Source organism: Actinokineospora sp. NBRC 105648 (assembly GCF_030269645.1).
Classification (GTDB): Bacteria; Actinomycetota; Actinomycetes; order Mycobacteriales; family Pseudonocardiaceae; genus Actinokineospora.
In genome coordinates, this window is sequence record NZ_BSTR01000015.1 from 102,465 (window position 1) to 116,504 (window position 14,040).

The following is a 14,040-nucleotide window of genomic DNA, read 5'->3' on the forward strand; positions in this document are numbered from 1 at the left end:
GGGCAGACTGCGGGCATGGACCCCAAGCCCACCTCGGCGGCGCGCACCTCGCTGTCGCACATCATGACCGCGGTCGACACCAACCTGCTGGGCACCGTGCACGGCGGCGTGATCATGAAACTGGTCGACGACGTCGCGGGCGCGGTCGCCCAGCGGCACTCCGGCGGACCGGCGGTGACCGCCGCGATGGACGGCATGACGTTCCTGCAGCCGGTCCGGGTGGGCGACCTGGTCCACGCGCACGCCCAGGTCAACTGGGCAGGCCGCTCGTCGATGGAGGTCGGCGTCCGCGTCCTGGCCGAACCGTGGGACCGGGCGGGCGTCGCCCCCACCAGAGTGGCCACGGCCTACCTGGTCTTCGTCGCGGTGGACGACCAAGGCCAGCCCCGCGCCATCCCGCCGGTGCTGCCGGAGACCCCGGAGGACGAGCGCCGCCTGCGCGAGGCGGAGATCCGCCGCCACCACCGCCTGACCCGCCGCGACGAGATCCTGGCCAGCCGCACCGCCAACCCACTCTGATTCGGTCTGATCCGGTCCGGTCCGGTCCGGTCTGATCCGGTCCGGTCTCGTCCGGTCCCGTCCGGTCCGGTCCGCCCTGGTCCGGTCCGGTCTCGTCTCGTCCGGTCCCGTCCGGTCCGCCCTGGTCCGGTCCGGTCTCGTCCGGTCCCGTCCGGTCCGCGCTGAGACCGGCTCCCGAGTCCGTCCTCGGTCGTGCACTGGGCCGCCCCGGCCGCCCCACACGGCCTCGAACTAGCAGGTCGCGGTCCATGTCGGCCTACTAGATCACCACCCTGCTAGATCACCGACCTGCCAAGTCACCGCCCTGCCAAGTCACCACCCACCCCACCGACCTGCCAGGTGACCACCCCGCTGCCCTGCCAGGTCACCGCCTACCGACCTCCAGATCACCGCCCTCCTGCCCTGCCGCGCTGGGGTGGGCCGGAGTTCGGTCGTGGATCGGCCAGGACGGGATCGGTCGTTGCGTGGGGTGCGGGTGGGTCAGTCGTGGCGGTGGGCGCGGGCCAGTCGGAGGATGGCGCGTTCCAGGGCGTAGTCGGCGTCGGCCGCCACGCCCTTCACGTCGGCGTTGACCTCGGCGACCGCTCGCATGGCGATGGCCAGGCCCGCCGGTTTCCAGCCGCGGGCCTGGGTCAGCGCCTTCTTGACCTTCCACGCGGGCATCCCCAGTTCGCCCGCCAGCCGGAAGGGGTCGGCGCGACCCGCGCCCGCGACCCTGGCCACGGTGCGGACGGCGTCGGCGAGGGCGTCGGCCACCAGCACGTGCGGGACGCCCAGCTGCATGGCCCAGCGCAGCGCCTCCATGGCGCCCGCGACGTCGCCGGTGATCGCCTTCTCGGCCACGGCGAAGCCGGTGACGTCGGCGCGGCCCCGGTGGTAGCGGCGGACCGCCTCCTCGGTGACCGCGCCGCCGGTGTCGGCCACCAGCTGCGCGGCGGCGGCGGCCAGCTCGCGCAGGTCGGACCCGACGGAGTCGATCAGCGCGGCCACCGCGGCCGGGTCGGTCTTGCCGCCCGCGTGGCGGATCTCGTTGCGCACGAACGCTTCCCGCTCGGCCGACTTGGTGATCTTGGGGCAGTCGGTGACGACGGCGCCCGCCTTCCGCAGCGCCGCGACGATGTCCTTGCCCGCCTTGCGCCCGCCGCCGTTGTGCACGACCACCAGGACGATGCCGTCCGCGGGCGCCTTCGCGTAGGAGATGACCAGCGCGGCGATGTCCTGGGTGGCCTCGTGGGCCGAGTCGAGCACGATGACCCGCCCCTCGGCGAACAGCGACGGGCTCACCAGCTCGGCCAGCTCGGGGGCTGTGAGATCAGCCACGCGCAGCCGGGTCAGGTCGGCCGAGGAGTCGGCGAGCCGGGCCGTGTCGAGTGCGGCGCGGATAGTGCGCTCGATCAGCAGTTCCTCTTCACCGAGAACGAGTTGCAGGGGAGCTGGCGTGACCGCGGGCGAGTTCACCCCCCGGATCCTGCCACGCGCGCACGACACCGCGGTGGGCACCGCCACGGCGCGGTGGGCTCTCGGATGCTGAACCCAGGGTGGCCGGGCGCGCGCCCGGTGCCGTAGCGTGGTGGCCACGTCATGGGCCACTGCGGTGCGCCCGGGCGACAACTGAACACCGCTCATCCAGAGGGGCAGAGGGATCGGCCCGAAGAAGCCCCGGCAACCGGCGTACGCGTCACTTCCTCATGGCGAGGAGGCGGACGACCACGGTGCCAATTCCGACCCGCGCAGCGGGATAGATGAGGAGACACCTCGCGATGACACTTGTCGACGTCCAGAAGTCCACGCTCGACCTCGGCCCCGCCCGGGCCCTTTCCTGCCGCGAGTGCGGCCACCAGATCCCACTCGCCGCTGAGTTCGCCTGTGCCGAGTGTTTCGGCCCGCTCGAGGTCGCCTACGACTTCGGCACCGTCACCCGCGCGGACATCGAAGCGGGCCCCCAGTCGATCTGGCGCTACCGCGGCCTGCTGCCGGTCCCCTCGGACGTCAGCAGCCACCCCAACACCGACCCCGGGATGACCCGCCTGGTCAAGGCCGACCGCCTCGCCGCCGCGCTGGGCGTGAAGTCGCTGTGGGTGAAGGACGACACCGGCAACCCGACCCACTCGTTCAAGGACCGCGTGGTCGCCGTCGCACTCGCCGCCGCCCGCAAGCTGGGCTTCAGCGTGCTGGCCTGCCCGTCGACCGGCAACCTCGCCAACGCCGTGGCCGCCGCCGCCGCCCGCGCGGGCTGGGACTCCGTCGTGCTGATCCCGTCGTCGCTGGAGCGCGCGAAGATCCTCACCACCGCGGTCTACGACGGTGCGCTGATCGCCGTCGACGGCAACTACGACGACGTCAACCGGCTCGCGACCGAGCTGGCCGCCGAGCACGAGGACTGGGCGTTCGTCAACGTCAACGTGCGCCCGTACTACGCCGAGGGCTCCAAGACCCTGGGCTACGAGGTCGCCGAGCAGCTGGGCTGGCGCCTGCCGCAGCAGATCGTCGTCCCGATCGCGTCCGGCTCCCAGCTGACCAAGGTGGACAAGGCCTTCCGCGAGCTGGGCGAGCTCGGCCTGGTCGAGGCCAGCCCGTACCGGGTCTTCGGCGCCCAGGCCACCGGCTGCTCGCCGGTGGCGGCGGCGTTCAAGGCGGGCCAGGACGTGATCACCCCGGTCAAGCCGGACACCATCGCGCGCTCGCTGGCCATCGGCGCCCCCGCCGACGGCCCGTACGTGCTCGACTCGGTCCGCCGCACCGGCGGCGCGATCGAGGACGTGACCGACGCCGAGGTCGTCGAGGGCATCCGCCTGCTGGCCCGCACCGAGGGCATCTTCGCCGAGACCGCGGGCGGGGTCACCGTCGCCACCGCGAAGAAGCTCATCGAGACCGGCCAGCTCGACCCCGAGGCCGAGACCGTCCTGCTCATCACCGGCGACGGCCTCAAGACCCTCGACGCCGTGCAGGACCACATCGGCCCGCGCGCGACCATCCCCCCGTCGGCCGCGGCCGTCCGCGAGGTCCTCAACCGGGGCTGAGTTCCCTCCTTCCTGTCGTGGTGGTGCCGATCGCACGATCGGCACCACCACGACTGCGTTTCGAGCGCGACCAGCCGGACCGCTCGGCCGAACTGCGCCGGGTGCCGGTCTTCCCTGGTGCTCTTCGACGAGGGCAGCCCGAGGGCGCCCTGCCGCGCTTGGAGCGCGTCGCCGAGATCCTCGGCGCGGTGCTGACCCGGCCCGCCGAGTTAGCCGCCAACCCGGAGGCCACACACGCGGGCGCAGGGTGGACCGCCCGCACGGCGTAGATCCACCTGACCGGGCACGGATTCCCAGCAGCGCGGCCGCGCAGGACTTCCCTGGACGCGGCTGCGTTCGGGGTGAGGGCATCCCGCCCAGGCAGGTACACCCCCGGCTCGACGGTGCCCACCTTTCCGGCCGAAAGGTGTGGATCGGTTGTCAGGGTGGGGATCGCGGGTCACCACGGGCTACGACCGCGGGCTTTCCGCCGTCGTCGACCACCGCGCAGTCGCCTCGTTGGTCGGTGCGGACGACCAGGGCGCCGCGGCGGGCGAGTTCGGTCACAGTCCGCGGACTCGGGTGCCCGTAACGGTTTCCCGCGCCGACACTGACCACCGCTACCTGAGCACCGACGGCCGCCAGGAAGTCCGGCGCCGAGTAGCGCGAACCGTGGTGCGGCACCTTGATCACCTCGGCGGACAAGTCGACCCCGGAGGTCAGCAGGTCGGCTTGGGCGTCGAGTTCCACGTCGCCGGTGAGCAGGATCCGGCCCGCCGTGGTGGTCGCCCGCAGCACGACCGAACGATTGTTGATCGCCGTGCCGTCCGGCGCGGACCGGCCGCCGGGCTCAACCAGATCGTCCTCCTTTCCTTGCGGGGCAAGCACTTCCAGGGCCAATCCGGGCCAACTGAGCCGCTGACCCGCCACCAACCGCACCACGGGCACCCGTGCGTTCGCGGCCTCTTGGCGCACTTGGCGCCATGCCCAGTCCGGGGCGCGCCCCGGACCGACGGCGACCGCGCCGACCGATCGACCCGCCAGCACGGCGGCGAGGCCGCCCACGTGGTCGGCGTGCAAGTGGCTCAGGACCACCAGCGGCACCCGGTCGACCCCGAGCCGGTCGAGGCACTCGCGAACCGGCGCCGGATCCGGCCCGGTGTCGACCAGCACCACCCGACCCTTGTCCGTTGTGGACAGTGCGACCGCGTCGCCCTGTCCCACGTCGCACGCGACCGCCACCCACCCCGCGGGCGGCCACCCCGGGGACAGGATGCGGATCGGGATCAGGGCCAACAGCACCCCGCCGAGCACCAGCCCGACCGCCACCCGCAGACCACGCAGGTGCAGGGCCACCGCCGCGCAGGCGAGGACGACCACCAGCAGGACCCCGCCCCACCACCCGGACGGCCAGGTGATCGACGCCCCCGGTACGCCCGCCGCCCGGTGCCCGACCAGGAGCAGCCAGTCCACCTCCGGTCCGGCGAACCGCGCCAACCACTCGGCCACCCAGGGCAGTACCGGCATCACCAGCGCCGCCACCAGACCCAGCACCGTCGCCGGTGCGACGACCGGGGCGGCCAGCAGGTTCGCCAGCACCGCGATGAGGCTCACCTGGCCGCTCATCCCCGCCACGACCGGCGCGGTGGCCAGGTGCGCCGCCGCCGGGACCACCAGGGCCTCGGCGAGCACCCTCGGCACCCGTCGCCGGGTGAGCCGGTCGACCCAGTGGGGAGCGAGCAGCACCAGCGCACCGGTGGCCAGGACCGAGAGGACGAACCCGAACGAGACCGCCATCTCCGGGTCGTGCGCCACCAGCAGGATCACCGCCGCGGCCAGGGCGGGCAGCGCCGAACGCTCGCGCCCGAGCGCCAACGCCAGCAACCCCACCGCGCCCATCACCCCGGCCCGCAGCACGCTGGGCTCCGGACCGGCCAGCACCACGTAGCCGACGAGGGCCACGAACGCGCCGACCGCCGATCCGCGCGGCCCGAACTGCAGCAACCGCAACAGGTACAGCACGGCGACACAGACGATCGCGAGGTTGGCACCGCTGACGGCCAGCAGGTGGGACATGCCCGCCGCCCGGAAGTCGTCCTCGACGGACTGGCTCATCCGGTCCGTGTCGCCCACGACCAGCGCGGGCAGCAGCCCGGCCGCCTCGGCGTCCAGGACATCCGCCGCGGCGCGGAGCCCGAGCCGCAGCGAGTGCGTGGCCCGCTGCCACCCGGGTGCCTCGCCCACCGAGCTGGGCGGGCCCCGGACCCGCAGCAGGGCCACGGTGAGCGTGCCCGAGTCCGCCGGGGCCAGCGTCCCGAACGCGACGACCTCCTGGCCGGGGAGCAGCCCGGCCCACCCCTCGACCGGTGCCAGCACCAGCACCCGACTCGCGGCGCCGACGACCACGCTGGGCACGACCACCGAGCGCACCCCGGACGGCATCGACCCGAACCCGGTCCCCCGGACCTGTTTCGGCCGAGCGGCGACGACCAGGTGGAACTCGCCGCTTGCCAGTCGTGCGGCATCGGCGCGCAACGGATCGACCGCGGCCTCCTCGATCCGGCTGCCGATCGGCCAGACCGCGAGCAGACCGCAGACCACCAACGGCCACCCGGCGCTCAGGCGGGACGGTTCGGTGGGCACTCGCGCCGACCGGCGCACCACCACGGCGCCCGCGAGCGACGCCAGGACCCCGATCGCCACGGCCAACGACCAGTGCACCAGCAACCCGACAAGGGCTGCCAGGCACACGACCAGGGCACCCGGCACCAACCGCCAGTCCCGCACCGCGGGTGGTCGCGGGACCGGTGCCAGGAGCGCGGGCACCGCCGAGCTCCGCAGGCTCATCGAACGCTCACCAGGGCGCGCAGGGTCTCGAACCGGGCCGGGCCGATGCCGTCCACCTCGCGCAGCTGCTCGACCCGGGTGAACCGGCCGTGCTTCGTGCGCCAGTCGAGGATCCGCTGCGCGGTCACCCCGCCGACCCCCGGCAAGGTGTCCAACTGGCTCAACGAGGCCAGGTTGAGGTTCACCCGGCCGCCGGGCTGCCCGGGCGGCGGCTCGGCGACCGGAGCGGGCACGCCGACGTGCACCTGCTCGCCGTCGACCAGCCGCCGGGCGAGGTTCAGCGAGGTCAGGTCGGTGCCGGGCAGGGCACCGCCGCTCGCCCGGATCGCGTCGTCGACCCGAGCACCGTCCGGCAGCGTGCGCAGACCGGGGTTGGGCACCTTCCCCACGACGTCCACCACGATCGCCGCGGGCGCGCTCGGACCGGGTTGGTCGACCGTGGCTGCGGCGAGGCTGGGCGGCGGTTCCTTGGCGGGCGCGCCGGAGAGCGCGACGAACCCGGTGACCACGGCCGCGACCGCGGCCAAGCCCGCCATCAACCAGATCGGGACGCGCCTGCGCCTGCCCGGGGTCCAGCGCCGGGACAGTGGTCCGGCGGTGTCCACCGGACCGTCGTCGGGCGGTGGGTCGACGGCCGGGGTGGGCGGTCGGCGCAGGCGGGCGAGCAGGCGCGGACGTGGTTCGGGCGGATCCTCGACGCCGTCCCAGGGCCTGCCCGCGATGGTGACGAGGCGGGACAGGACGGCGTCCATGTGCGAGGCGCGGTCGGACTGGGTGGGGTGATCGGTTTCGGCCATGGCACCGAAGTTAGGTCCGGCGCAAGGGAATGTCAGTGGGTGTTTGTCTTCTGTGGATGGTTCAGGGCCATTGTGGACAACTTCGGCGCCGGCCTGTGGACTACCGGGCGGGTCACAGCCTGCCGGGGCAGACCACCACGCCGAGCACCCCTGGACCGGTGTGCGCCCCGATCACCGCGCCGATCTCGGAGACCACGCAGCCCGACGACCGGGGGATCCGCTCGTCGAGCCGGTTGGCCAGTTCGGCGGCCCGGTCGGGCGTGGCGAGGTGGTGGACGGCCAGCTGGACGGGCTCGTCCCCCGCCGCCTCGACCGCCAGGTCGACGAGTCGCGACAGGGCCCGGCCGGTCGTGCGCACCTTCTCCAGCGGCACGATCTGCCCGTCCCGCACGTGCAAGATCGGCTTCATCGCCAGCGCGGTGCCCAGCAGGGCCGCGGCCGCGCCGATCCGACCTCCTCGGCGCAAGTGCTCCAGGGTCTCCACCACGAAGAAGGTCGTGGTCTTGGCCGCGGCTTCCACGGCAGCCGCTTCGACTTCGACCCCCTGCGCCCCTTCGGCCGCCACCGCGGCGGCGCGCAACGCGGCGAACCCCAAGCCCATCACCGTGGTCCGGGAGTCGACCACCCGAACGCGCTCCGCGCCGAACTCCTCGGCGGCAAGACGCGCTGATTCCCACGTGCCAGACAACTCGCGCGAAAGATGCACTGACAGCACCCCGTCAGCGCCTCCGTCGAGCAGTTCCTTGTACCGCGCGGCGAATTCCGCCGGGTTCGGGCGCGAGGTCGTCACCGTGCGGCGGTCTCTTAGCGCCTGAGCGAGCTCTATGGGCCCGATGTCGACCCCGTCGCGCCCTTCCCGCCCGTCCACCTGCACCAGCAAGGGCACCACCCGGACCGCGTGTCGGTCGGCGAAGCCTTCCGGCAGGTACGCGGTCGAATCGGTGATTACGGCGAACGGCACGTCGCGGGAGCCTAGTTGGCCCCTGCCGGGGCGACTACGGCGCGCGCCGATCGAGCAGCGGCCCGATCAGCTCGGCCAGTGCTTTGCCGACCAGTTCGTGCCCGAGCCAGCCCCAGTGCAAGCCATCGACATTGCCGTGACCAGCCAAAACGTGCTCACCGACGACTGCGGCGACATCGAATGCGACCACGTCGGCGCTATCCGCCCACTGTCGAATCGAGGCGACCGCGCGGTTACGCGCAGTGTGCACATAACCGTAGGCCTTCGCTCGGTGCACGCCCGGCAACATCACGACCACGGGCAGGTCGGGCCGCAGCGTTCGGATGGCGACCACGATGTCGTTGAGATATCGAACTGTGAGATCAGCCGGTAGAGCTACCGGCCACCCGTGAGTAAGGCGTGCGAGCCAAGGCTGAGCGGCCAGGTAGACGTGCCGTGCCCGTCTACGCAAGCCGTCTGGACGCAAGTAACGGAGACCGACACGCAGGTAAGTGGGCAACGGCGAGGGAAGCGTGTCCATCCCCCCGATCCCAAGAACCAGTACGCCTGCGTGCGGCAACTGGGTCCAAACCCGGGGGTCGCCGACGAGGGACCAGTAAGCGTCCCGGGCTGTCCAGCCGAAGCCGGCGAAGAGCTCCGCGCGACCACCGACAGCCGCGGCGGCCAGGTTGGGCCAGAGGCGGGGGTCGTCAGCGGGGTGGGGACCGTCTGGACCGTGGAAGCTCAGCGAGTCGCCGAACACCAACACGGTGGGCGGTGCCATGGGCTATCCGGTGATCCCCGCGTTGTAGGCGATCAACCGCCACGCGAGCCCGCTGGTGCCCCGGCGCGCCAGCACTGTCCAGTGGCAGTTGCTGATGCCACCGAGCTGCCACCAGTTGCCCACCGGCAGCTCCAAGAGGCTCCCGGTCAGTGCGGTGATCAGGCCACCGTGCGCGCACAGCACGGCGGTCTCCTCGGTTCCCTCGTCCAGGGTCGCCACGACGTCGGCCGCGCGCGCGGCGACCTCGACACGCGACTCCCCGCCGGGCGGTGTCCAGGTGGCGTCGGTCTGCCACTCCGCGCGCCCGCCCGGCCACTGCACGTCGATCTCGGCACCGGTCTTGCCCTGCCACAACCCTAGGTTTGTCTCGCGCAAGCGCTTGTCGACCCGCAGCGGGACCCCGACGGCCTCGCTGAACACCGTCGCGGTGTCGGTGGCCCGGCGCAGGTCCGAGGCCACGATCACATCCGGGGAGAACCGAGCCAGGGCGGGCACGGCGAACCGCGCCTGGTTCCAGCCCACCTCGGTCAGGTTCGAGTCGATGTGGCCCTGCATCCGGCCGGTGGCGTTGTAGTCGGTCTCGCCGTGCCGCCAGAGGACGAGCCTGCGCAGGGTCACTCCTCGCCGCCCTCTTCGGCGGGTTGGTCCGCCTCGAACTCGATCCGCGGGCAGTCCTTCCACAGGCGCTCGATGCCGTAGAAGGAGCGCTCCTCGGCGTGCTGGACGTGCACCACCACGTCGACGAAGTCGAGCAGCACCCAGCGGCCCTCGCGGGCGCCCTCGCGGCGCACCGGCTTGGTCCCCGCCTCGCGCATCTTCTCCTCGACGTTCTCCACGATCGCGCCCACCTGCCGCTCGTTGGCGGCGGAGGCGATCACGAAGCAGTCGGTGATCACGAGCTGGTCGGAGACGTCCAGCACGATCACGTCGCCGGCCTTCTTGTCGGCCGCGGCGGCGGCCGCGACCAGTGCCAGTTCGCGTGCCTCGTGCGTCGCTGTCACGTCACTCCTCGGTCTGGTTGTCACTCGGGCGAACCAGTCGAGGGTACCGGTAAGAGCCAGTCGCTTATTGCTCGGCGGCATAGAGGCGGCGCTTGGCGATGTACTGCACCACCCCGTCGGGGACTAGGTACCACACCGGGCGACCAGCGGCGACGCGCGTGCGGCAGTCCGTGGACGAGATCGCCATCGCGGGTACCTCGATCAGGCTGACCGAACCGGAGGGCAGGTGGTTGTCCGCCAGCTGATAACCCGGTCGAGTGACACCCACGAAATGGGCGAGCGTGAACAGCTCCTCGACCCGGTGCCAGGACAGGATCTGCTCCAGGGCATCAGCGCCGGTGATGAAGAACAGGTCGTCGTCGGGGTACTTGGCGCCGAGCTCGCGCAAGGTGTCCACTGTGTAGGTGACACCCGTGCGGTCGATGTCGACCCGGCTGACCGAGAACCTGGGGTTGGACGCGGTCGCGATGACCGTCATCAGGTAGCGGTCCTCGGCGTCGCTGACCCCGGCGCCCTTCTGCCACGGCAGCCCGGTCGGGACGAAGATGACCTCGTCCAGCTCGAAGCGGCCGGCGACCTCGCTGGCCGCGACCAGGTGCCCGTGGTGGACCGGGTCGAAGGTCCCGCCCATGATGCCGATCCGGCGCGCCATGCCCCGAGCCTACGACGACGCCCTGACATGGGGCGATGTGTGGATCGTCTCGCCCACATCCCGACAATCGGACACGACCGTTCGGGTCATGACGCAAAACCTATGACCACATCGGTATGACCGGCGGCGGCTTTTCGCCGGGAGACTGCCGGCATGGCTTGGATACCGATCCACGATCAGCCGTACGACCCCGTGCCGTACCGCCCCACCAGGGTGAGCGCGGACGAGTCGCTGCGGGCGGCGGCGGAGTTGCGCGCCAAGATGGACCAGCGTCGGACCGTGCGCGCGTTCTCCACCGACCCGGTTCCCGAGCAGGTCGTCATCGACGCGATCGCGGTCGCCGCGACCGCCCCGTCCGGGGCGCACCAGCAACCGTGGACCTTCGTCCTGGTCACCGACCCGGAGGTCCGCGCGAACATCCGCGCGGCCGCCGAGCAAGAGGAGCAGATCTCCTACGCGGGGCGCTTGGGCGAGGAGTGGCTGTCCGCGCTGCGTCCTCTCGGGACGGACCACTCCAAGCCGCACCTGACCGACGCCCCCTTCCTGATCGTGGTCTTCGAGCAGCGCTACTACCTGGACAACGAGGGTGAGCAGCACAAGCACTACTACGTCGACGAGTCGGTCGGCATCGCCGTGGGCATGCTGCTCACCGCGCTGCACCTGGCGGGTCTCGCGGCCCTGACGCACACGCCGAGCCCGATGAAGTTCCTCTCCGAGGTGCTCAACCGGCCGCGCAACGAGAAGGCCTTCGCCGTGATCCCGGTGGGCTACCCGTCCCCCGAGGCGACCGTGCCCGCGCTGGTCCGCAAGGAGCTCGACCAGGTGCTCGTGCGGGTCTGACCCGATCCCTCCGGCGGAAAGCTGCCGCTTCGCCCGCCGGAGTCCCCGGTATCCGCAGCCGGGGGCCTGCCTCGCGCGGATGGTGCGCGTCCGCGCGAGGCAGGTTGTCCACAATCGAGTCCACCATCCCCAGCTTGGGAGACCGGGTCGACGCCCGTCACACCCAGGCGGTATCCATGCAACGTGGACCAAACAGCATTGCGGACCTCCGCCGAAGAACGCCTGCGTGCCCTAGCCGGGCCGCAGGCGAGCCTGCGCGACGACCAGTGGACCGCCATCGAGGCCCTGGTCGCCGCGCGTAGCCGTGCCCTGGTGGTGCAACGGACCGGGTGGGGCAAGTCCGCGGTGTACTTCGTCGCCACGGCGTTGCTCCGCGAGCTCGGCGAAGGGCCGACGGTGATCGTCTCGCCGCTGCTGGCGCTGATGCGCAACCAGGTGGAGGCCGCGGCGCGGGCGGGGGTGCGCGCGGCCACGATCAACTCGTCCAACGCCGAGGAGTGGGCCTCGGTGCAGGAAGCCGTGGCCGATGGCGAGATCGATGTGCTGCTGGTGAGCCCGGAGCGGCTCAACAACCCGGACTTCCGCGACACCGTCCTGCCCAAGCTCACCGCGACGGCGGGGATGCTGGTGGTCGACGAGGCGCACTGCATCTCCGACTGGGGCCACGACTTCCGGCCGGACTACCGTCGCTTGAGGACGTTGCTCACCGAGTTGCCCGCGAACGTGCCCGTGCTCGCCACGACCGCGACGGCCAACGACCGGGTGGTCCGCGACGTGGCCCAGCAATTGGGCTTGGCCGCGGACGACGCCTTGGTGCTGCGCGGTCCGCTCGACCGCGAGAGCCTGCGGCTGGGTGTGCTGCGACTACCGACCGCGCAGGCACGGTTGGCGTGGCTGGCGGAGAACCTCACCAAGTTCACCGGATCGGGGATCATCTACACACTCACCGTGGCCGCTGCCGAGGAGTTGGCATCGTTCCTGCGAGAGCGGGGGTACGAGGTCGCCGCGTACACCGGCCGCACCGAGCAGGCCGACCGGCTGCGCGCGGAGGACGACCTGCTGGCGAACCGGGTGAAGGCACTGGTGGCGACGTCCGCGCTCGGCATGGGGTTCGACAAGCCGGATCTCGGTTTCGTCGTGCACGTGGGCGCGCCGCAGTCGCCGATCTCGTACTACCAGCAGATCGGCCGCGCGGGCCGCGGTGTGCTGCGAGCGGACGTGGTGCTGCTGCCCGGGACCGAGGACAAGGACATCTGGTCGTACTTCGCGTCACTGGCCTTCCCCGCCGAGCATGTCGTGCGCGAGGTCCTCGGAGCACTGGGCGACGCAGGCAAATCCCTTTCCACGCAAGCACTTGAGCCCCGCGTGGATCTCTCACGTGGACGGTTGGAGATGGTCCTGAAGGTCTTGGACGTCGACGGCGCCGTCCGACGGGTGCGCGGCGGCTGGGAGTCGACCGGGGCGCCCTGGGAGTACGACGCCGAGCGGTACGAACGGATCGCGGTGGCCAGGAAGTCCGAGCAGGCGGCGATCTTGGAGTACCAGGCCACGGACGGGTGTCGCATGGAGTTCTTGTTGCGGCAGCTCGACGATCCCCACGCGGCGCCGTGCGGCCGGTGCGACAACTGCACGGGTGAGCGGTGGAGCGCGGAGGTGACCGGGGACGGGATGGCGGCCGCCGCGGAGCGGTTGCGCAGGCCGGGCGTGGAGATCGTGGCCAAGAAGCAGTGGCCGAGCGGGATGGCGGCGCTCGGGGTGCCGCTGTCGGGGAAGATCGCGCCGGGGCAGGCGGCCGAGCCCGGCCGGGCGCTGGGCAGGCTGACCGACATCGGCTGGGGCAACCGGTTGCGCGAGGTGTTCGCCGGGCCGGACGGTCCGGTACCGGACGACGTGCTCAACGCCTGTGTGAAGGTGCTGACGGCGTGGGACTGGTCGACGCGGCCGGTGGGCGTGGTGACGGTCGGGTCGGGCAGGCACCACCGGTTGGTCAGCAGCTTCGGGGAGAAGATCGCCACCATCGGGCGGCTGCCGCTGCTCGGCGAGGTGCACAGCCGGGCATCGGCACCACAGGCGAACAGCGCTCAACGGCTCGCCTGGCTCTGGGAGTCGCTGTCGGTGCCGGACGAGGTGGCGGAGCGGGTGGCCGCCGCGGGCGGGCCGATCCTGCTCATCGACGACCGGGTCGACACGGGGTGGACGATGACGGTCGCGACGGCCCTGCTGCGCAAGGCGGGCGCGGAGGGGGTGCTGCCCTTCGCTTTGGCGACAACGACTTGAGAGCAGCCTCCGGGCTGGCTGGTACGGCTGCGGCAATGACGAACTGGAGGCGCGCAGCGCGGAACGGAGCAGCGTGAACTGGGGGCAGGCAGTGCCGACTTCGCTGTAGCCAAGCGACCAGGAGAAGGCAATGGCCTCGAGCTGGTTGGTGGCCGTGTCCAGCACATCTCGGCGAGGCTCAGCTCGCGGGCCCCGGACACTGCCTCCGCAGCGCATCGCGGAATACGTGCGGACACGTAGCACCTCGACTTGCAGTGCGGCACTGCGGCACTGCGGCACTGCGGCACTGCGGCACTGCGGCACTGCGGCACTGCGGCACTGCGGCACTGCGGCACTGCGGCACTGCGGCACTGCGGCACTGCGGCACTGCGGCACTGCGGCACT

The 14,040-nt window shown here is 71.9% G+C and carries 13 protein-coding genes and 1 riboswitch; of the genes, 5 read left to right on the forward strand and 8 right to left on the reverse strand.

The annotated features are described in order from the left end of the window. Window positions 1-15: 15 nt before the first annotated feature. Window positions 16-519, forward strand: coding sequence for an acyl-CoA thioesterase (locus QSK30_RS16100; RefSeq protein ID WP_285503621.1), 504 nt, complete (start codon window positions 16-18; stop codon window positions 517-519). Window positions 520-999: 480 nt separating this feature from the next. Here the strand turns inward: QSK30_RS16100 and holA are convergent, their stop codons facing one another. After that, window positions 1,000-1,977, reverse strand: coding sequence for a DNA polymerase III subunit delta (gene holA, locus QSK30_RS16105; protein ID WP_285503622.1), 978 nt, complete (start codon window positions 1,975-1,977; stop codon window positions 1,000-1,002). Window positions 1,978-2,138: 161 nt separating this feature from the next. After that, window positions 2,139-2,268, forward strand: a riboswitch (SAM riboswitch). A gap of 11 nt (window positions 2,269-2,279) precedes the next feature. Here holA and thrC point away from each other — a divergent pair. Beyond that, entirely contained in the window at window positions 2,280-3,539 is a 1,260-nt protein-coding gene (thrC, locus tag QSK30_RS16110) for a threonine synthase (RefSeq protein ID WP_285503624.1), read from the forward strand. A 23-nt stretch (window positions 3,540-3,562) separates the two neighbouring features. Continuing rightward, entirely contained in the window at window positions 3,563-3,808 is a 246-nt protein-coding gene (locus tag QSK30_RS16115) for a hypothetical protein (RefSeq protein ID WP_285503626.1), read from the forward strand. A 151-nt stretch (window positions 3,809-3,959) separates the two neighbouring features. Here QSK30_RS16115 and QSK30_RS16120 read toward each other — a convergent pair whose 3' ends face one another. From QSK30_RS16120 to nadD, 7 genes are all read right to left on the reverse strand, one after another. Then, entirely contained in the window at window positions 3,960-6,365 is a 2,406-nt protein-coding gene (locus QSK30_RS16120; protein ID WP_285503627.1) for a ComEC/Rec2 family competence protein, read from the reverse strand. Beyond that, on the reverse strand, window positions 6,362-7,162 hold the full coding sequence (locus QSK30_RS16125; RefSeq protein ID WP_285503629.1) for a ComEA family DNA-binding protein: 801 nt from the start codon (window positions 7,160-7,162) through the stop codon (window positions 6,362-6,364). Before QSK30_RS16125 ends, QSK30_RS16120 begins: the two co-directional genes overlap by 4 nt. Window positions 7,163-7,274: 112 nt before the next feature. Continuing rightward, window positions 7,275-8,123 (reverse strand): DegV family protein, encoded by an 849-nt coding sequence (locus QSK30_RS16130; RefSeq protein WP_285503631.1) that lies wholly within the window; start codon window positions 8,121-8,123, stop codon window positions 7,275-7,277. Window positions 8,124-8,157: 34 nt separating this feature from the next. After that, entirely contained in the window at window positions 8,158-8,886 is a 729-nt protein-coding gene (octT, locus tag QSK30_RS16135; protein WP_285503632.1) for a diglucosylglycerate octanoyltransferase, read from the reverse strand. Between the two features lie 3 nt (window positions 8,887-8,889). Then, a complete protein-coding gene (locus QSK30_RS16140) occupies window positions 8,890-9,504 on the reverse strand; it encodes a histidine phosphatase family protein (RefSeq protein ID WP_285503634.1) in 615 nt (204 codons plus the stop codon). Continuing rightward, on the reverse strand, window positions 9,501-9,887 hold the full coding sequence (gene rsfS, locus QSK30_RS16145) for a ribosome silencing factor (protein WP_285503636.1): 387 nt from the start codon (window positions 9,885-9,887) through the stop codon (window positions 9,501-9,503). The genes QSK30_RS16140 and rsfS overlap by 4 nt, the downstream gene beginning before the upstream one ends. 64 nt (window positions 9,888-9,951) lie before the next feature. After that, the gene (gene nadD / locus QSK30_RS16150; RefSeq protein ID WP_285503638.1) at window positions 9,952-10,539 is read right to left on the reverse strand and encodes a nicotinate-nucleotide adenylyltransferase; all 588 of its coding nucleotides are present in this window, start codon (window positions 10,537-10,539) and stop codon (window positions 9,952-9,954) included. A gap of 153 nt (window positions 10,540-10,692) precedes the next feature. Here nadD and QSK30_RS16155 point away from each other — a divergent pair, with 153 nt between their 5' ends. Together QSK30_RS16155 and QSK30_RS16160 are read left to right on the forward strand one after the other, a co-directional pair. After that, a complete protein-coding gene (locus tag QSK30_RS16155) occupies window positions 10,693-11,379 on the forward strand; it encodes a nitroreductase family protein (RefSeq protein ID WP_285503640.1) in 687 nt (228 codons plus the stop codon). A 183-nt stretch (window positions 11,380-11,562) separates the two neighbouring features. Continuing rightward, on the forward strand, window positions 11,563-13,656 hold the full coding sequence (locus QSK30_RS16160) for a RecQ family ATP-dependent DNA helicase (protein WP_285503641.1): 2,094 nt from the start codon (window positions 11,563-11,565) through the stop codon (window positions 13,654-13,656). The last annotated feature ends 384 nt before the right edge of the window (window positions 13,657-14,040 follow it).